Source organism: Streptomyces sp. NPDC002825 (assembly GCF_040295385.1).
Taxonomy (GTDB): Bacteria; Actinomycetota; Actinomycetes; order Streptomycetales; family Streptomycetaceae; genus Streptomyces.
The window spans coordinates 38,879-57,743 of record NZ_JBEOVH010000042.1 but is presented as its reverse complement, the minus strand read 5'-3'; the positions used below and the strand labels follow the sequence as shown (position 1 = coordinate 57,743).

13 protein-coding genes are annotated in these 18,865 nt (G+C 70.8%); 7 read left to right on the top strand and 6 right to left on the bottom strand.

All coding sequences use genetic code 11. The annotated features are described in order from the left end of the window. The 4 genes from ABT041_RS35440 to ABT041_RS35425 form a co-directional block, all read left to right on the top strand. Positions 1 to 450 (top strand): L-serine ammonia-lyase, iron-sulfur-dependent, subunit alpha (locus ABT041_RS35440; protein WP_351192342.1); only part of this gene is annotated, 450 nt, incomplete at its 5' end. Between the two features lie 449 nt (positions 451 to 899). Further along, a complete protein-coding gene (locus tag ABT041_RS35435) occupies positions 900 to 2,708 on the top strand; it encodes an ATP-binding SpoIIE family protein phosphatase (RefSeq protein ID WP_351192340.1) in 1,809 nt (602 codons plus the stop codon). Between the two features lie 175 nt (positions 2,709 to 2,883). Continuing rightward, complete coding sequence (locus ABT041_RS35430) at positions 2,884 to 4,254, top strand: DUF5685 family protein (protein WP_351192337.1); 1,371 nt, start codon at positions 2,884 to 2,886, stop codon at positions 4,252 to 4,254. Positions 4,255 to 4,399: 145 nt separating this feature from the next. Further along, positions 4,400 to 5,458, top strand: coding sequence for a hypothetical protein (locus tag ABT041_RS35425; protein WP_351192334.1), 1,059 nt, complete (start codon positions 4,400 to 4,402; stop codon positions 5,456 to 5,458). Here ABT041_RS35425 and ABT041_RS39155 read toward each other — a convergent pair. The 6 genes from ABT041_RS39155 to ABT041_RS35400 all read right to left on the bottom strand — a co-directional run bounded on the left by ABT041_RS39155 (position 5,431) and on the right by ABT041_RS35400 (position 11,626). Beyond that, entirely contained in the window at positions 5,431 to 5,682 is a 252-nt protein-coding gene (locus tag ABT041_RS39155; protein WP_502976674.1) for a hypothetical protein, read from the bottom strand. The two genes, ABT041_RS35425 and ABT041_RS39155, sit on opposite strands and share 28 nt — an antisense overlap. Before the next feature lie 9 nt (positions 5,683 to 5,691). Next, positions 5,692 to 8,124, bottom strand: a complete 2,433-nt coding sequence (locus ABT041_RS35420) for a SpoIIE family protein phosphatase (RefSeq protein ID WP_351192332.1) — start codon at positions 8,122 to 8,124, stop codon at positions 5,692 to 5,694. A 278-nt stretch (positions 8,125 to 8,402) separates the two neighbouring features. Continuing rightward, positions 8,403 to 8,759, bottom strand: a complete 357-nt coding sequence (locus tag ABT041_RS35415; protein WP_351192329.1) for a SpoIIAA family protein — start codon at positions 8,757 to 8,759, stop codon at positions 8,403 to 8,405. A 342-nt stretch (positions 8,760 to 9,101) separates the two neighbouring features. Then, a complete protein-coding gene (locus ABT041_RS35410) occupies positions 9,102 to 9,860 on the bottom strand; it encodes a D-Ala-D-Ala carboxypeptidase family metallohydrolase (RefSeq protein WP_351192327.1) in 759 nt (252 codons plus the stop codon). A 17-nt stretch (positions 9,861 to 9,877) separates the two neighbouring features. Further along, entirely contained in the window at positions 9,878 to 10,639 is a 762-nt protein-coding gene (locus tag ABT041_RS35405; protein ID WP_351192325.1) for a peptidoglycan-binding domain-containing protein, read from the bottom strand. 465 nt (positions 10,640 to 11,104) lie between these two features. Further along, complete coding sequence (locus ABT041_RS35400) at positions 11,105 to 11,626, bottom strand: hypothetical protein (protein WP_351192323.1); 522 nt, start codon at positions 11,624 to 11,626, stop codon at positions 11,105 to 11,107. Positions 11,627 to 11,829: 203 nt separating this feature from the next. Here ABT041_RS35400 and ABT041_RS35395 point away from each other — a divergent pair, with 203 nt between their 5' ends. From ABT041_RS35395 to ABT041_RS35385, 3 genes are all read left to right on the top strand, one after another. After that, the gene (locus ABT041_RS35395; protein ID WP_351192321.1) at positions 11,830 to 14,220 is read left to right on the top strand and encodes a hypothetical protein; all 2,391 of its coding nucleotides are present in this window, start codon (positions 11,830 to 11,832) and stop codon (positions 14,218 to 14,220) included. A gap of 216 nt (positions 14,221 to 14,436) precedes the next feature. After that, positions 14,437 to 16,017 carry a sigma-70 family RNA polymerase sigma factor gene (locus ABT041_RS35390; protein ID WP_351192319.1) on the top strand — a complete coding sequence of 527 codons (1,581 nt, stop codon included), beginning with the start codon at positions 14,437 to 14,439 and terminating at the stop codon, positions 16,015 to 16,017. Positions 16,018 to 16,494: 477 nt separating this feature from the next. Continuing rightward, on the top strand, positions 16,495 to 18,858 hold the full coding sequence (locus ABT041_RS35385) for a non-reducing end alpha-L-arabinofuranosidase family hydrolase (RefSeq protein ID WP_351192317.1): 2,364 nt from the start codon (positions 16,495 to 16,497) through the stop codon (positions 18,856 to 18,858). Positions 18,859 to 18,865 lie beyond the last annotated feature (7 nt).

Sequence of the window (18,865 nt, the reverse complement as noted above, 5' to 3'; positions counted from 1 at the left end):
GGCGCCGACGAGGACGGCATCGTCCGCTTCCTGCTCGCGGCCGGCGCGGTCGGCATGCTCTTCAAGGAGAACGCCTCGATCTCCGGCGCCGAGGTCGGCTGCCAGGGCGAGGTCGGCTCGGCCTGCTCGATGGCGGCCGGCGCGCTCGCCGAGGTCCTCGGCGGCTCCCCGGAACAGGTGGAGAACGCGGCCGAGATCGGCATGGAGCACAACCTGGGCCTGACCTGCGACCCGGTCGGCGGTCTGGTGCAGATCCCGTGCATCGAGCGGAACGGCATGGCGGCGGTCAAGGCCGTCACGGCGGCGAAGATGTCGATGCGCGGCGACGGCAGCCACCTGGTCTCCCTCGACAAGGTCATCAAGACCATGAAGGAGACGGGCGCCGACATGAGCGTCAAGTACAAGGAGACCGCGCGCGGCGGCCTCGCGGTCAACATCATCGAGTGCTGAACCCGTTCAACCGCAACGGCCGAGTGCGCTGCCCGAGCCGCATCGCAGGGGCGCGAGGGCCACGTACGAGAACGTGGTCTCCGGCGCCTTCCTGATCGCCCCTGAAGGTACATCAGGACCCTGATGACGCCCTGCCCCTTACCGACGCTCGGCCGGTGCCGCCGTCGGCCGGGCAAAGGCCCAGGTCAGAGCCTCTTTGCGTGCCCCTGGAGGAAGCCGGGCTTCTTCGGTGAGTAGCTGACCAGGAGGTTCTTCGTATGCTGGTGGTACGCGAGCCGCAGGCCGCTTGACCAGTGGAAACGGCAGTCATGCGGGTTCGTGCCAGGGGCTCGGTCGCCCTGCCCGCCGGGCTTCCGGTGGGTTGCCGGGGCGGCAGCGACCCGATCGGCCGGGCAGGGGTGCATGCTGGGCACCAACAGCGGTCGAGTTCCTTTCTGGAGGTCGAAAGAGTGAACGGCGGCAAGGGGAGACGGCGCCTGGCAGCCCGCGCCTCGGCCGGGAGGGGTGCCGCGGCGCACCGCTCGGCCGCTGCTCGCAGGCGGCTCGGACGGACCGGACGCGAGGTCCCCCTCGACCGGCTCACCACACGCGGACGGCTCGCCTGGCTGAACTCCGCCGGCTCCAGGATCGGCACCACCCTTGACCTGGAGCGCACCGCCCAGGAGCTGGCGGAGTTCACCGTGCCCGATTTCGCCGACGGAGCCGCCGTCGACATCCTGGAGAGCGTCCTGCGGGGCGAGGAAGGCTCACGGTGGACGGGCGCGGGCGTTCCGCTCATGCGGGCCATCGCGGTGTGCGCCGTCGAGGAGCTCTCCTCGCTGGAGCCCACTCCTGTGGGCGAGACCTTCGGCCGCGCCGAGAAGGAGCACGAGACGCTGCTCCATCGCTACTGTCTGCGGCAGGGCAAGCCGGTGCTGGTGAGCCGCATGCGGAACGACGACTTCAGCACGGTCGCGCCGACGGAGAGCGCCGCGGCGAAGATGCGAGCCGCCGGCGTGCACAGCTATCTCGCGGTGCCGCTGATCGCCCGCGGGCTGCTGCTCGGCAGCGCGGACTTCGTCCGCGGCCCCGGAACACCACCGTTCTCCTCCACCGACCTCGCCCTGGCGGAACAGCTGGCCTCCCAGGCCGCCGTCTACATCGACAACGCCCGGCTGTACGGGCGCGAGCGCGAGCACGTCGTCTCGCTGCAACGGACTCTGCTGCCGCGCACGACCCCGCTGACACCCGGGCTGCGCGTCCAGGCCGAGTACGCGCCCTCGACCGCCCACCACGGAGTGGGCGGGGACTGGTACGACGTCATGGCCCTGCCCGGCGGACGTACGGCGCTCATGGTGGGCGACGTCATGGGGCACGGGCTGCCCGCCGCCGCCACCATGGGGCGTCTGCGGGCGGTGGCCCGCACCCTCATGACCCTGGACATGGCTCCGGAGCGCGTCCTGGCCCGCCTGGACCTCGCCACGCGCGACCTGGAGGACGAGCAGGTCGCCACCTTCCTCTGCGCCGTGTTCGACCCGGCCGACTCCACCTACACGCTGGCCAGCGCCGGGCACCTGCCACCCCTGCTCCTCGACGGGCGGGGCTCCGCCGAGTTCGTGGACGTACCCGTCGGCGCGCCGCTCGGCGCGGGAGTGATCCCGTACGACCCGGTCCGTCTGGAAGTCCCGGCGGGCGGCAATCTGGTCATGTACACCGACGGTCTCGTCAAGTCCCGGCAGAGGGACGTGGACCACCAGTTGAACGGTCTGCGCTCGGCGGCGCGCGCCCTGGCACCCGAGGCCCTCGAAGGCGGCGGCCTGATCGGGTGCGCTCCCGCCGACGCCGCCCGTTTCGACGAGGCCGTGCTCCTCGTCGCGACGACAGCGCCGGCCGCCTCGGACGGCCCGGCCGACGTGCGCGAGTGGCAGTTGCCGCAGGAAGGGCGCGCGGCGTCCGTGGCCCGGGGCCTGGTCACGGACCAGCTCGCCGCCTGGGATCTGACGGAGCTCGCCGACGTCTTCGAACTCGTCGTGTCCGAACTCGTCGGCAACGCCCTGCGCTACGGCAACGGCCCGGGCAGGCTCCGGCTGCTGCGCGGCGAGCGCCTCGTCGTGGAGGTGTCGGACACGGGGCCCGACCTGCCCCAGATCCAGCACGCGGATCTCAGCGACGAAGGCGGCCGGGGCCTCCAGCTCATCAACATGCTGTGCCGTCGATGGGGCTCGAGTCGCACCGTGACCGGCAAGGTGGTCTGGGCGGAACACAACCTGCCCTCCTGAGGACGGCCGCGAGGGGGAGCGTTCCCAGCTCCATGGGCACCCCACGGAGGGGACCATCTAGGATGTCGGCCGCGCGTCCATGTCACATGCGGTTGACGTCACGCGCGGTCGTGCGGCCGTGGGCCGCCCGTCAGGCTGTGTACCGGGTTGTTGTGCGTAACGGGGGAAAACTTCGGTGTTCGGAATCATCAGGCCATGCCGTCATCGCCTGGGCGAGGGTCTGCGTACCGAGTGGATGGCGCATCTGTGCGGTCTGTGCCTGGCGTTGCGCAGCGAGTACGGGCAGTTCGCGAGGGTGGCCACCAACTACGACGGCCTGATCGTCTCGGTGCTGACCGAAGCGCAGTCCGAGCGGACCGGCGACTGGCGGCGAGGCGCCGGTCCGTGCCCGCTACGCGGGATGCGGTCGGCGGACGTGGCGCAGGGTGAAGGCGCGCGGCTGGCGGCGACGGTCTCGCTGGTGCTGGCCGCGGCGAAGATACGTGACCATGTCGCCGACGGCGACAGCCTGTTGGGGCGCCGCCCGGTGACGCTTGCGGCACGCCGGATCGCCCAGGGCTGGGACCGCGCGGGCGCCGCGGGCGGCGAACGGCTCGGCTTCGACACCGCGGTGCTGATCGGGGCGGTGGAGCGCCAGCCGGAGGTCGAGCGGCTGACCGGTCCTGGTGGCTCGCTGCTGACGGTCACGGAGCCCACGGAGACGGCGACCGCCGCCGCCTTCGCTCACACCGCGGTGCTCACCGGGCGACCGGGCAACGTCGAACCGCTGGCGGAGGCCGGCCGACTGTTCGGCCGCCTGGCGCATCTGCTGGACGCGGTGGAGGACCTGGATGCGGACGAGGCGTCCGGCGCGTGGAACCCGATCGCCGTGACCGGCGCGGACCGGGCCGAGGTGCGCCGGCTCTGCGACGACGCCGTCCAGGGGATCCGACTCGCCCTGTCCGATGCCGTGTTCGTCGACGATCGGCTGGTACGTGCGCTTCTGGGCGGTGAGTTGGAGCGTGCCGTCGACCGGGTCTTCCACCCTCGGCACCGTGACCACCAGCACCGCCACGAGGCGAAGGGCCTGCGCATGCTGCCCTGGCTGGGGCGCCGTACGGCGACGGCGACACCCTCGGAGACCGCCACGGGCGCGACGTGCGGCGTCGGGGCGCTCGCCGGCGCGGCCCCGGAGGGCGCGTCGATGGCGTCGGGCCGGCCGGTGGAGGGACAGTGCCGGCGATGCCGCGAGTGGCGTCGACTGTGCGGCGTTTGCGGGTTGTGCCTCAACTGCTGCCGCTGTGACGCGGACACCGGCGACGACGGAGAGCCCTGGCAGTTCGGCGGCGGCAACCGCGACGGCGGCTCGGCCCGGGAAGGCTCCGGGGGCGACGGGTGGTTCGGCGGCCAGGGCGGCGGGAACTCGGGCGGCTCCTCCGGTGGTTGGGGTGGCGGCGGCCACGGGTCCGGTGGCTCGGGCGGATCCGGTGGCGGCTCCGGTGACGGTTGTGGCGGGGGCGGTGGCTGCTGCAACCCGTGCAAGTGCTGCTGCGACTGCTGCGACTGAACGGACCGGCCTCGCGCACGGGCGTGCCGGATCCGTGCGGCGAAGCCGGGCTTCGACTCCCGCCGGCGGCAGGACCATGCGGCCTGCGGGGGCCACCGGCGTGCGACCTGCGCGAATCCAGCCCAGGATGCGGCAGGATGGCCCGATGAACGTACAACAGGAAAGCGTGGCAGAGGAGTCCGTCGGGGAGCTCGCCCGGCGACTCCTCGCGGTGGACACGGACGGATGGACGCCGGAGGGTGTGAGGGCCGTGGCGGCCGGGCTGGGCTGGGCTTGGGGCGGGACGTCGGACGCTCCCGTGCTGATCACCGGTCGGTCCTCGGGCGATGCCCGCTTGCGGCCGGTCGGCGATTACGAGAAGCGTTACGTCGACGGCGAGTCGTACGTGGAGCTCGCGGTCCCGGTGGCGGTGCCCGCACCGGACGCCGCGGCGCAGGCGGCGGCCTTCCGTGCCGCGAAGGAAGAACTGACCGCGGCCCTGGGCAAGCCGTCCATCATGGGCTCGCACGGTGAGATGGGGCCGTTCTACGACAGCGAGCCGCTCTGGGGCGCCCCCTTCCTGCGCTGGCGCGGCAGGCCGGACACGCTCGAACTGCGTGCCGGGAAGTCGGGTCCGGAGCTGGTCCTGCAACCCACCGACCCCGCGGAGAACTGGTTCTGGCGTCAAGGCCACGGCGAGGAGCACGCGATCAGCGGCTTCTTCGGCAGCAACCGGGATCAGGCCAACGCCGGCCTCGGTTTCCCGGGCGGTTGGACCGCCCGTAGCTGGGAGACCGTCACCCGGTCGCTGGGAGATTTCCTGGGAGCGCTGCCTGCCGAGACCACGGCCCTGGGGATCCGGATCGGGATGCCGTTGTACGGGCGCGACGGTCGAAGCGCGCCCCTCCTTTTCGACGTGGTGTGCGGCGACCGGCTCTCGATCGCCTGCTTCGCCCCGGACCACATCGATCCGGCCGCACTCGGCTGGGGCACGGTCGCCGAATTCCCGGACACGGCGTCCGTCTTCGGCGACGACGATCCGGTGTGGCGCGTGGATGCGGGCGGCCCCGGCGAGCCGAAGGGCCGTGCCCTCGCCGAGATGCTCGTGGCCACGGCCAGGGCGGCGGGCGCGAGCGATCCCACCGACCTGATCGTCGGCGGCGAGGCGGGGTACGTGGACGGCTACGACGTCACCTACTACGGGCTGGGCCTGCCGACCGGCTGACCGGAAGGGCCGGTCACGACCGGGAGCGGTGCGGGCAACGGCGCTGGTGGAAACGGTCGGTCCCACCGGCGCCGTCGCTGTCGGGGATGGTGGAAACGGGCGGTCCCACCGGCGCCGTCGGCCTCGGGGACGACGACGGTGCGCCCGGCTCCGTCGGCGAAGGCGTGGACCCGCGGTTCCACGCCGTCCGCCCAGGCCGAGACCGGGTGGCACGACCGTGTCATCGGCAGGACTCACACCGGTGCACCCGGCACCCCGTGGGGAAGGGCCTGCCTGCACCAGATCGTCTTGCCGTACGTGGTGTGCCGGGTGCCCCACCCCTGAGTGAGCTGAGCGACGAGCAACAGGCCCCGGCCGCCCTCGTCGAAGATGCGGGCCCGGCGCAGGTGCGGAGCTGTGTTGCTCGCGTCGGATACCTCGCAGATCAGCGAGGTATCGCGAATCAGCCGCAGTCTGATCGGCGGCTCGCCGTATCTGATGGCGTTGGTGACCAGCTCGCTGACGACCAGTTCGGTGACGAACGACACCTCCTCCAGACCCCAGGCGTCCACCTGGTCGACGGCGAAGTTCCTGGCGCGCGGCACCTGCGCGGGGTCGGGCTCGACCTCCCAGTCCGCGACGTGGTGGGGGTCAAGCGCGCGGGTGCGAGCGAGCAGCAGGGCGGCGTCGTCGGTGCGGCGTTCGGGGAGCATGACGTCCATCACCGTGTCGCACAGGGCCTCCAGCGAGCCGGCCGAGTGTGACAGGACCCGCTGCAGCTCGACGATCCCCTGGTCGACCTCGCGCTCGCGGTTCTCCACCAGTCCGTCGGTGTAGAGGGCGAGCAGGCTGCCTTCCGGAAGCTCGAGCTCGGTGGCCTCGAACGGCAGCCCACCGATGCCGAGCGGCGGGCCCGGCTGTGCGTGCACGGGGGTCCTGGTGCCGTCCGGGAAGACGATCAGCGGCAGCGGATGGCCGGCGCTCGCCAGCGTGAAGCGCCGGGAGACGGGGTCGTAGACGGTGTACAGGCAGGTGGCCCCGGACTCGCCGGTCGGCTGGAAGGCGTCGGCCGGCCGGAGGTCGCTGCCGAGGTGGAGGACCAGGTCGTCCAGGTGGGTCAGCAGCTCGTCCGGCGGCAGGTCGACGTCGGCGAGGGTGCGGACCGCCGTGCGCAGTCGGCCCATGCCGGCCGCGGCGTGCAGGCCGTGGCCGACGACATCGCCGACGACCAGGGCGACCCGCGCGCCGGACAGCGGAACGACGTCGAACCAGTCACCGCCCACTTCCACTTCGGCCCCGCCGGGCAGGTAGCGGGAGGCCACCTCGACCGCCTCCTGGCTCGGCAGCCCCTGCGGCAGCAGGCTGCGCTGCAGGGTCAGCGCGGTCGTGCGCTCGCGCGAGTACCGACGGGCGTTGTCGATGGCGACGGCCGCCTTGGTGGCCAGCTCTTCGGCGAGGATCAGGTCGTCGGCGGTGAACGCCTCGGGCCGGTCGCGACGGGAGAAGGCGACGACACCGAGCAGCGCGCCGCGCGCCCGCAGGGGCACGGTGATCCGGCCGGTGAGCCCGTCTGCGGCGATGGACGCGTCGACCGACGGCGCGCCCGGTGGCCAGTGGGCGGGGTCGGCGGCCAGTCCCGGCCCGAAGGCCCATTCGCCGCCCTGGCCGGGATCGGCGGCGAGCTCGACCGTGGACACGCCGGTGGTCATGGCGCGGGCGGCGACGGAACCGCGAGCATGGCTGACGGGTGTCGCGGACCCGGATGCCCGGTCCGCCTCCTGCGTCGCGCTGCACTGCGCCGCACGGCTGAGCTCGATGCTCCCGCCGGGGCTGAACGCGGCCGCGGAAGGCGGTTCCTCTCCCCGCAGCACCTCGTCGAAGAGGTCCACGCTGACGAAATCGGCGAATCCCGGCACCGGAGTCCTGGCCAGCTCCTGGGCCGTGCCGATCACGTCGAGTGTCCGGCCGATGCCGCCGCCAGCCTCGTTGAGGATGAGCAGGCGCTGCCGGGCCCAGTACTCGGCGCTCATGTCGAATCCCCAGTTGGCGACCGCGCGGACCCGGCCCTCGGCATCTCGGACGGGCCACATGCTGGTGGCCCACGCATTGGCGTAGTTGCTGCCGAGCGGGCGGAAGACGGTGATGAGACGTGCGGGCTCGCCCGTCCTCGCCACCTCGGCGAGCTGGTTGGTGTAGGCCATGTCGTCCAGTTCCGGGAACAGCTCACGGTACTTCTCACCGAGCACCTGCTCCTCGGAGTGCGCCATCACCCGGCACGCCGAGGCGTTGACCCAGAGGAACCGCAGCTCAGGGTCGTAGACGCCCAGAGCGAAGGGGCACTGTTCGAAGGCCCGATCGGCGATCACCGGGCGGCGTCCCCATGGCTGGGCGGTCACCACGTGGCCCAGCACTCGCCCGTCCGGGCCGCGCAGCGGATGCGTCGCCAGCACGGCGTCCACCGTGGAACCGTCCCGGTGGCGCAGCGGCACGACTCCCGCGCCGCCGGAGCCGGTGCCGTGGCTCTCGAGGAAGTCGGATGGGCGATGGAACAGGTCGGACACGGGCCGCCCCACGGTCTCCTCCGCCGTCCAGCCCAGCAGCAGCCGCCCGCCCTCGCTCCAGCCGCTCACGGTGCCGTCAGGGTCGACCACGAGAGCGGCGGTCGGGGCATCCTGCTCGGCAGCCATCGCGCCACGCCTCCGTCCGGACAGCGTTGCTCGCCAGGGCCGGTGCCCAGCGGCTGCTTCCAGCCTAGGTCCGCGCCGTCCGGTACGCCGCCCCGGTCACGTGTCGTATCGGGTGACACACGTGGTGTGACCGTCGGTCGAGTTCGCGGCGGCAGGCCTTGCTGAACGCCTGGACGTCGGGGACGTATACGGTCAGCCGTCGATCTCTCGTAGAGGGGCGCCGTCGGCCCGTCCGGCGGCCGGCCACTGCCCCACGGCCGGGCTCGACAGGACCCTGGTCACCCCGAGACCCAGGTGACCGCCTCTTCCTTCTGGTCGGTGCGGAAGGTCCTGGTCTCTCCGGGAGTCATCCAGCCGAAGAGCGACGTGACGTGCGTCATCCACTCGATGTCGGTGACCAGTGCGATCCGCTTCCAGGCGCGCAGGTGTTCGACCCCGACCTTGAGGTCCTGCCACAGCGCCCCGCCCGACATGCCGTCGAAGTCGCGCACGACGATCAGGAACCGGACCTCACCCGTCCCCGCGGCCTCGACGAGCGCGGGGAGCACCGTGTCGCGGTAATCCTCGGCGGACAGCTTGCCGGATGCTTCGAATCCGATGACGCCCGCGGGCATTCCTTCGAGCTTCTTGATCATTGATGCCTCCGGTTCCGGTCGGGCCCACGGTGCCTTGAGGAGCCCGAACGCGGTACGGGCGCAGGCGCGGCCGCTCTCCAGTCTCGGGGCCGCTCGTCTCTCCTGACACGCGGAGCGCCCGAACAGGTGAACCGTGAGGGGTCCAGTGGCGAGGACGTGCGGGGTCCGGGCCGGGGAGTCCCTGGCCCGACCGGATCGCCCCCCTGAAGCCGTCCTCGGTCCGTGCTCAGCTCTCGGCGAGAAGGCGCGTGACCGGTGGCGGCGGGACGACCCGGTCGGCCCCGCACGGGCCCTGGCCGAGTTCCGCGATGCCGTGCGGAAGGCAGGTACGGGGCGGGAGGGTCAGACCACGCCGTCCTGCCACCACCAGGACTGCGACCCGTAGGGGTACTCGACCCGGGAGTCGACGTGCTGCCACGAGACCGTGTACGTCTCCAGGCCCGAGTAGCCGCAGGTCTCGGCCTTCTGGTAGATGCTCTTCGTGGAGAGGCCCGAGATGGCGACATCCGCGGCGATGCCGTACAGGTGCATGGAGTTGGAGGCGCCACCCACCGACGCGTTGTGGGAGATGCTGCGGAAGCCGGAGTTGACCGTGACGGGCAGGTCGCCGCACTTCTTGCGGAGCGCCTCCAGCTTGTACATGTTGCGGCGCACGTTCTCCTGGACGGTCGTGGCGCTCACCTTGCCGCCCGAGAAGCCGGAGCCGTCCTTGCTCTCGAACTCGGAGAAGTCGAAGTGCGCGGTCGATCCGTCGGAGTTCTCCAGGGCGTTGAGCCGGCTGAACGTCTGCGACCCCGCCACACCGTCCACGGTGAGTCCGTAGGCGGCCTGGAACCGACGGAGCGCCGCCTCGGTGCCGGGACCGAATTCGCCGTCCAGGGAGACGTAGGTCTGCTGGGCCGAGCCGGCGGCCCAGCCGGCGATCCGTATCTGGAGCTCCTTGACGGCCGCACCGCTGGAGCCCTGGGAGAGCTGTGAGGGCCAGCTGTAGGCGGCGGCCGGGCCGGCGAGGGCCAGGCCGGTGCCGACGGCCAGGCCGGTGGCGGCCACCGCGCCGGCGCCGTAGCGCAGCAGCGAGCGTCGGGAGAGGTCGGATGTCATGGTCAACTCCTCTTCGTCTAGTACCAGTTGTGGGACTGCCAGAAGGACCAGGCCGCGCACGGGGTGCCGTACCGCGACTTGATGTAGTCGAGTCCCCACTCGATCTGGGTGGCCGGGTTGGTCTGCCAGTCCGCTCCCGCCACGGACATCTTGTCGCCGGGCAGGGCCTGCGGGATGCCGTATGCGCCGGACGAGGGATTCGTCGCGTACACCTTCCAGTTGCTCTCGCGGATCCAGAGGTTGTCCAGGCAGTCGAACTGGCTGCTCACGGACCAGCCGTGCTCGGTGATCTTCCACTGGCCGGTGATCTTCACGGTGCGGGCGATGTGCATCGCGTTCATGGTCGCGGGGCCAGTGATGCCGTCGGCGGACAGGCCGTTCGCCTGTTGCCAGGCCGTCACCTTGGACTTGGTGCCGTCGCCGTAGGCGCCGTCGGCGGTGGTGCCGACCTTGCGCTGCACCTCCATCACCTTGTTGTGCAGGGCGAGTTCGGTGCGGCTGCCGTAGTCGCCGTCCTCGGCCAGACCGTTGTCGTGCTGGAAGGAACGGACCGCGGAGCTGGTCTGGGAGCCGTAGACGCCGTCGATGCCGCTGGACGGCAGGTAACCGATCCCCGCGAGATTGCGCTGGAGCCAGGTGGTGGAGTCCAGGGCGTGTGCGGGAGCGGAAGGAACCAGCGTGGCGAGCAGGACGGCGAACAGCACGAGTGCCGCGCGGGCGAGGGACGGCAAGGGGGCCGGGACCCGGGAGGCGGGAAGGGTCGTACCGATGGGTATCACTCCGATTCCTTGTCTTCGCGGGTTGATGCCGATGTCTCGACGGACGCATGCCGAGATGGCCAAGTCGTTTGTTGTGCAGGCGACTTGATGCTGAAGCCATGGTGCCGTCGGGGTTCGTGATGCGGGAGTCCCTTGGCAGCGGTACGGGACGGGCCGGGACGTTCGGTGCGCACGGGACGGGAAAGTGCGGGACGGATTCCGGCGACAGCCGCCACCCGTGGCAGGCTCGGCGTCCTTCCGGCCGGCACGAACGCCAGTCGGCATGGCGGTACGGGTGCGTGGACCGGACAAGGTCCGGATCTTGAAGTCGCTTCGGGTGGCGCCTGCGCCGCGGGCCCACAGGCCGGCTCGGGCTGTCCGACGGCTTGGCCGACCATGATGTCGAAGTCGGCCAAGCGGTTCGCGACGCCGTCCTCAGCGCATCAATTCAGCAGAAGGGCCAGACGCCCGCACTGCCGGCGCCAGTCACTCGTCGTCCTCCTCGTCTTCGTCGTACCAGCCCTCGATCATGCCGACGAGCCGTTCGTCGACCGGGTTGTCGAACTCGTCCTCGGTGATGAGGAGTCGACGCAGCGTGTTCAGGGGGTACCAGTGTTCGCCGGGCTTGGCATCGGGTGCGCCGACACAGGGGGTGTCCAGGTATACGGGATCCGGGACCGCCGGATAGAACGCCGGGAGCAGGCCGAAGGCGACGTCCGGTTCGAACTTCCATACCCAGCCCGCGCGCCGTCGGCGCAGGGTCTCGCCGATGTACCACGCGGCGCCCTGGACGAAGGGGGAGCGGCGCTGTGCGGTGATCTCCTCCGACTCGGCGAACGTCTCCCTGACGAGGTCTTCCAGGGCATCGAGGGACGCGTCGGAGAAGTCGAACCGGCCGACGCCGCCGGCTTCCCGGGCCCAGTCCTCGAAGGCGGCCTGGCGTTCGGCGAGCCAGACCAGGAGGTCGGGGTGGCGGGTGGAGTCGTAGTCGGAGTGGGGTGTGGTCATGGGCCAGAACCTACCGAACCGTGCTGCCACCCCCGCAGGATCTTCGCGGAGTCATCACACGGCACGGCAACAACCGCTTGTACGTGGCGTGTTGACGGCCTCTAGGGTGGTGGAGCGGCAGGAGCGGGCACGATACGGGGGCCCCTTGTCCGGCCTGCCCTCGCAGTCTTGAGTCCCGTGGCCCCCACGACCAGGGACACTACGTGAGCACACCTATACGACAGCGCCTGAAAAGGCGCCTCTCTGCCGCGCTGGCGGTCGTTTCCTCGGCGGCGGTGCTGCTGCTCGGTCTGCCGTCCGTGGCGTCGGCCGCGCCCGGAGACTACGCGAAGATCACCGGCGGCAAGCGGTGCGATCAGCTGCACCTGAAGAGGACCGTCCCGCGTACGCCGAACAACTCGGGTGCACCGACGGGGGAGCAGTACTGGACGAAGTCCGGGCCGGACGAGGAGTACTACTACAACAACGCCTTCAAGGGCTTCGAGAACGTTCCCGCGCCCACGGCGGCCGAGCTGGGGCAGGTCACCGGCAGCCGCGCGGACATCGACAAGTGGGACCAGGCGTACGCGGCCTCCAAGGACCCGGAGGACATGCGCAGAGCGATCTACTCCCGCTACAAGCGGCACCGGAACGAGTCGAACAACCCCAAGCCGTTCGGCAGCTGGAAGGTCAACCTGATCAGCGCACAGGTCAGCAAGCAGAAGGGGGGCGTGTTCGAGGTCAAGGCGGTTCAGGACTTCAACATGGTCGGCCCCGACTGGCTGTGCGAGGTCACGATCGAGATCTTCGACAAGGACGGCAACAAGATCGCCTCCCGCCGGTACGACTCCTACAACCAGCGCACCGGTGAGCTGGGGGAGTTCAAGTCCGACGGCAAGCGCAAGCCGGCCCAGCTCCGGGCCGACAGGATCATCCTGCGGCACAAGGACGCGAAGTACGACTTCACCCGGCACCGCCTGACGATGTTCACCTCGGAGAAGCCGAACGGGGCCACCCTCCGCGACTACAAGGCCGAGAACGACAAGCTCCGGGCGGAGCGGGGGACCGGGAACAACCCGATCCGGATCGCGGAGCGCCGGGCGACCGCGAAGGGCCTGTGGCCGCAGACGAAGTACACGAAGACGTACAACGTGTTCAACCCGCTGCCGAACCGCGGCACCCAGGGCCCGGGCGCCTCGATGGCCTACGGTTCGGGACAGAACCCGGCCCAGGCCCGGCAGTTGCAGAACCAGTACCTGGCGAACAACGCCCGGTCCGCACTCGGCCGGGGCCCGGGCGGGGTGGACTTCTCCACCCTGGAGCTCCAGTACGTCGGCAACCCGGTCAAGGGCAAGGCCCTGGACTACTCCATGAAGGCCGACCTCATGCCCGATGAGGACGACAACCCGGGCTGGGGAGGACAGGCGAAGCTCGAACTGGCCTCCGACGCCCTGTTCACGTGGCTGGCGCTCACCCCGGACCGGCAGTGGGTGAACCTCAACCCCGACCAGCCCGACACCATCATGGACAAGGCGTTCGGTGAAACCGACGCCGGCCGTGTCCTCCTCGTGGCCGACATGGAGATGAAGCGGGACTTCTCCCGCGCCATGGACCCCAAGAAGTCCCCGGGCAAGGAGTTCATGGACGCCGCCCCCAAGGTCGACGGGGTGCCGTGCTGGGGATCGGGACGCAACTGGATCGTTCCCGGCCGGGCGAAGGTCCGCGAGCAGGACGGCGGGATCTACATCCTCGACGCCCCGCTGGAGGTCAACCACGCGGCGATGGACTTCGCCACCCCCGTGCAGGGAGAGGACTGCTCGAAGAAGCTCAGCAAGGAGGAGAAGGAGCGCAGCCACCGGCTGATCACCCAGTACCTCGTCCCGCACGTCGAGAAGCAGATCAACACCGACCCCAAGTACGCCGACCTGCGCCGCGTCTACAAGTCCCGTGTCGCGGCCGAGTGGATCCGGCAGCAGGACGCGAAGAAGGCGACCGACTTCCGTCCCATCATCAACAGCAACAACCTGAAGCGGTGGCCGCTGCGCGGTGAGAACGCCCACTGGGACAAGCGGACCGTGTGGCAGGAGATGGTGAAGTCCTTCACCAAGGGCGAGTTCACCTACGAATGGCCCCTCGGCGACGGCCGGATCTACACGTTCTTCGTCGGCGGCGTCGACTTCGCAAAGGTTCCCAAGCGGAACATCACCGGCGTCGAGTTCACGGCGCAGCACCGTGAACTGCCCCGTACGACGCAGGACTCCGTGCGCACGGAGACCTCCGCCCGCGACAGCGACACCGCGTTCCTCGGCGGCAACGGCGCCGCCGTGACGGATGACGGGAAGCCCGACCCGACGCCGAAGCCGACCCCGAAGCCGACCGACCCCACCGATCCGCCCACGTCGCCGGGCCCGGACCCGACCAAGCCCGGCAACGGTGACACCGGCGGCACCGGGGGCGCGACGCCTCCGGCGAACCGGCCGGACCCGGACGGCGGCCTCGCCGACACCGGATCGGACACCCCGATCGGCCTGATCTCCGGCATCGCCGCGGCGATCGCCGCCACCGGCGCGGCCCTGGTGTGGTGGATGCGGCGTCGCCGCACCGTCCAGGAGTAGCACGAACGAGCAGCACGAACAGGAAGGGCTCCATCCCGGTTCGCCCCGGGGTGGGGCCCTTCCCCTGTGTGCTCCGGGTGCCGGACCAGGTACCTCGACCGTTCCCGTCGGCACGGGCCGCACCGACCGCCCGCGGTCCAGGCTTTGGCCGTATGCCTTCGTCGAGGCTAGGGTGTGCCGCCTACTCGGCGGATCGCTCCCCTGGAGAAGGTGGGAATGGGGCTCATTCATGCAGACCACGCGGGACTGGTCGTCGCGGCGCAGGCCGGTGACGATCGGGCGCGCGAGGAGCTGATCGCCGCGTACCTGCCGCTGGTCTACAACATCGCCGGGCGAGCGCTGAGCGGACATGCCGATGTCGACGACGTCGTCCAGGAAACGCTGCTGCGCGTGGTGCGCGACCTGCCCGCCCTGCGTGCCCCGGAGAGCTTCCGGTCCTGGCTGGTGTCGATCACGCTCCGCCAGATCAACACCCACTGGCAGCGGCAACACGTGTTCGCCGACCGGACCACGGGCATCGACGAGGCACACCGCATACCGGACGCCGGCGCCGAACCGGTGGACGTGACGATTCTGCGGCTGCATGTGTCGGACGAGCGCCGCCGGGTGGTCGAAGCCGGCCGGTGGCTCGACCCGGACCACCGGGTGCTGCTGTCGCTGTGGTGGCAGGAGTGCGCCGGCCTGCTGAGCCGGGAGGACATCGCCGCCGCGACGGGGCTCACGGTCGCCCACGTCGGCGTGCGCCTGCAGCGCATGCGCGAGCAGCTGGAGTCGTGCCGGACGATCGTCGCCGCGCTGGAGGCCGACCCGCGCTGCCGGCAGTTGGACGAGAGCGTCGTCGGCTGGGACGGTCACCCCGCGTCGGTGTGGCGCAAGCGGATCGCGCGGCACACCCGTGACTGCCCGGTCTGCCTGGCGGCGTCGACGGAACGGGTTCCGGCCGATCTCCTGCCGCTCGGCCTCATGACGCTGGCCGTCCCGGCAGGCCTCATGGCCGCGCTGGCCGCCAAGGGCCTGCTGTCGGGTACGGCCGCCGGCGCCGCCGGGCTGGCCACGGCACCCGTCGCCGTCGGCGCGTCCACCGGGGGAGGCGGTCTGCACGGCGTGCTGTTCGGCAAACTCCACGCGGTGACCGCTCATCCGATGGTGAGCCTCGCCGCCGGCGCGGTGCTCATCGCCGGGACCGTCACCTACGCGGCCTGGCCCGAACCGGCGCCCCGGGAGCCCGGCGTCATGGCCGCTCCCACGGCCGGCCATGCCGCGCCGACCCCGTTGCGCACCACCGAGTCGGCCGAACCGTCCCCGACGAAGCCGGCCTCGCCGAGGCCCTCCCCGACGAGCCCGTCCGCCGCTGCGGGAACCGTTCCGCTGGGCGCGCGGTCGCTCGAGTCCGCGGACCGAGCGGGGCTGTTCGCCACTTACGACGGCGACTTCGTGACGCTCGGTCCCGTCTCCGCGTCCAGCAGCGCGCAGGCACGACAGCGAGGCACCTTCACGGTCATCCGAGGGTTGGCGGACACACGGTGCGTCACCTTCCGGGCCGCGGACGGCCGCTATCTTCGCCATCACTACCTGCGGCTGCGGCTGAGCACCGACGACGGCAGCGCACTGTTCCGTGAGGACGCGACCTTCTGTCCCCGTCCCGGGGCGGTCGCCGGATCGGTGACCCTGCACGCGCACAACTATCCCGGCTCGGTCCTGCGCCACCGCGACGGCGGTATCTGGCTCGACGGTTCCGACGGCACACCTGCCTTCGCCGGCCAGGCCTCCTTCATCGTGCGCGGTGCCTGGGCCTGAGCACCGGCTCCTCGGCCGATCCGGCCGATTCCGCACTGAGGCTGGTGATCCTCCAGCACGTCCGACCTGGGCCTGAGCACCCGCTCCTCGGGCGATCCGGCCGAGGCACGTAGTGACGGCCGGTGGTCCTCCAGCACGATCCGACACGACTCCTGCACCACGCCGTGACCCGCGTTCACCGTTGATCGGTCCGGCCGTCCCCTCTCCGCGGGCGCGACCGGGCCGAGGCGCCCGCATAACGCTTTCTGCCTGCGAGATGCATCACGGGGCAATCCTGCGGGCGGCGCGACTTTTCTGTTACGAGCCCGCGCGCTCGGAAGCCTCCACTTCAGGGTGTTCTTCCCGCTGCCCGCCATGACGTACCGGCGCGGCAGGCGGACTTCCCCCACCGACGTATCCCCTGAAGAAAGTTCCTCCCATGACGCAGCGCATCCACCAGCTCCGGGCGACCGGTACGCAGGACCCCCGAGGAGAGTCATGAAGGGCCTGCACCGGCTCCGCCGGCGTCGCCGGACGGCGGCGGTAGGACTGTCGGCCGCGGCAGTGGTGGCGGGTGTCGTGACGCTCCTCCCCAGCTCCGCCGGAGCCGCCGGCCTGGGGACCCAGGCGGCCCCCTCGGGCCGGTACTTCGGCACCGCGGTGGCAGCCGGCAGGCTCGGCGACTCCGCGTACACGGCGATCGCCGACCGGGAGTTCAACATGATCACCCCGGAGAACGAGATGAAGTGGGACGCCATCGAGCCGTCCCGCGGCCGTTTCGACTTCGGCCCCGCCGACCGGATCGTCGACCGTGCCCTGGCACGGGGCCAGCGCGTACGCGGCCACACCACGGTCTGGCACTCGCAGCTCCCCTCCTGGGTCGGCTCCATCCACGACGCGACGACGCTGCGTAGTGTGATGAACCACCACATCACGACCGAGATGACCCACTACAAGGGCAAGGTCTATGCCTGGGACGTGGTCAACGAGGCGTTCGCCGACGGTGGCAGCGGCGGGCTGCGGGACTCGGTCTTCCAGAAGGTGCTGGGCAACGGCTTCATCGAGGAAGCGTTCCGCACCGCCCGCGCGGCCGACCCCTCGGCCAAGCTCTGCTACAACGACTACAACATCGAGAACTGGTCGGACGCCAAGACCCAGGGCGTCCACCGCATGGTCAAGGACTTCAAGTCCCGCGGCGTGCCCATCGACTGCGTCGGGTTCCAGAGCCACTTCGGGGCGGGCGGCCCGCCGGCGAGCTTCAAGACCACCCTGGCCGGTTTCGCGGCGCTGGGCGTCGACGTCCAGATCACCGAGCTGGACATCGCCCAGGCGTCCCCCACCCACTATGCGAACGCGGTCAGCACCTGCCTGTCCGTTGCCCGGTGCACCGGCATCACGGTGTGGGGCGTGCGCGACAGCGACTCCTGGCGACGCGGCGAAAGCCCCCTGCTGTTCGACAACGACGGCAGGCCCAAGCCCGCCTACAGCGCCGTCATGAGCGCCCTCCATTCCGGCTCCGGCACCGGCCCGGGCGAGCCGAACGGCGGCACCGGTGAGATCAGGGGCGTGGCCTCCGGCCGCTGCGTGGACTTCCCCGGCTCCGCCACGGCCAACGGCACCCCGGCTGAACTGCGGGACTGCAGCGGACAGGCCGACCAGCGCTGGACCCACACCGCCGCGAAGCAGCTGAAGGTGTACGACGACAAGTGCCTCGACGCCAGGGGCAAGGGCACCACCAACGGCACCCCGGTGGTCATCTGGGACTGCAACGGCGGCGCCAACCAGCAGTGGACCGTCAACGCCGACGGGACGATCACCGGCGTCCAGTCCGGGCTGTGCCTCGACGCCGTCGGTGCTGCCACCGCGAACGGCACCAGGATCCAGCTGTACACCTGCGCGTCCGTCGGCAACCAGAAGTGGACCGGCCCCACCCCGACCGGCGCCGGCACGTGCGCCCTTCCGTCCACGTACAAGTGGAGTTCGACGGGTCCCCTCGCACAGCCGTCGAACGGGTGGGCCGCGGTGAAGGACTTCACCCACGTGCTGCTTGGCGGCAAGCACCTGGTCTACGCGTCGAGCGCGTCGGGAACCTCGTACGGCTCGATGGCGTTCAGCCCCTTCACGAACTGGTCCGACATGGCCTCGGCCGGCCAGACGAAGATGAGCCAGAACGCGGTGGCACCCACCCTGTTCTACTTCGCGCCCAAGAAGATCTGGGTCCTCGCGTACCAGTGGGGCGCGTCGCCCTTCAGCTACCGGACGTCCACCGACCCCACCAACCCCAGCGGCTGGTCCGCGCCACAGCCGCTGTTCACCGGCAGCATCCCCCGCACCGAATCCGGCACCGGCCCGATCGACCAGACCCTGATCGCCGACGAGAAGAACATGTACCTGTTCTTCGCCGGTGACAACGGCAAGATCTACCGGGCGAGCATGCCGATCGGAAACTTCCCGGGCAGCTTCGGCTCGTCGTACACGACGGTCATGAGCGACACGGTGAAGAACCTCTTCGAGGCGCCGCAGGTCTACAAGGTCAAGGGCCAGAACCAGTACCTCATGATCGTCGAGGCCCGGGGCGCGAACGAGCGCCGCTACTTCCGCTCGTTCACCGCCTCCAGCCTGAGCGGTGCGTGGACCCCGCAGGCCGCCGGCGAAACCAACCCCTTCGCGGGCAAGGCCAACAGCGGTGCCACCTGGACCGACGACATCAGCCACGGCGACCTGGTCCGCAGCACCCCCGACCAGACCATGACCATCGACCCCTGCCACCTGCAGTTCCTGTACCAGGGCAAGTCCCCCACCGCGGACGGTCCCTACGACCGACTGCCGTACCGGCCGGGTGTCCTCACCCTGCAGCGCTGACCCGCCG

Coding starts and splice junctions, on each gene's coding strand:
- ABT041_RS35390 (WP_351192319.1), top strand. CDS start 14,437: ATGGGGCTCATTCATGCAGACCACGCGGGACTGGTCGTCGCGGCGCAG.
- ABT041_RS35410 (WP_351192327.1), bottom strand. CDS start 9,860: ATGACATCCGACCTCTCCCGACGCTCGCTGCTGCGCTACGGCGCCGGC.
- ABT041_RS35400 (WP_351192323.1), bottom strand. CDS start 11,626: ATGACCACACCCCACTCCGACTACGACTCCACCCGCCACCCCGACCTC.
- ABT041_RS35415 (WP_351192329.1), bottom strand. CDS start 8,759: ATGATCAAGAAGCTCGAAGGAATGCCCGCGGGCGTCATCGGATTCGAA.
- ABT041_RS35420 (WP_351192332.1), bottom strand. CDS start 8,124: ATGGCTGCCGAGCAGGATGCCCCGACCGCCGCTCTCGTGGTCGACCCT.
- ABT041_RS35425 (WP_351192334.1), top strand. CDS start 4,400: ATGAACGTACAACAGGAAAGCGTGGCAGAGGAGTCCGTCGGGGAGCTC.
- ABT041_RS39155 (WP_502976674.1), bottom strand. CDS start 5,682: ATGACACGGTCGTGCCACCCGGTCTCGGCCTGGGCGGACGGCGTGGAA.
- ABT041_RS35385 (WP_351192317.1), top strand. CDS start 16,495: ATGAAGGGCCTGCACCGGCTCCGCCGGCGTCGCCGGACGGCGGCGGTA.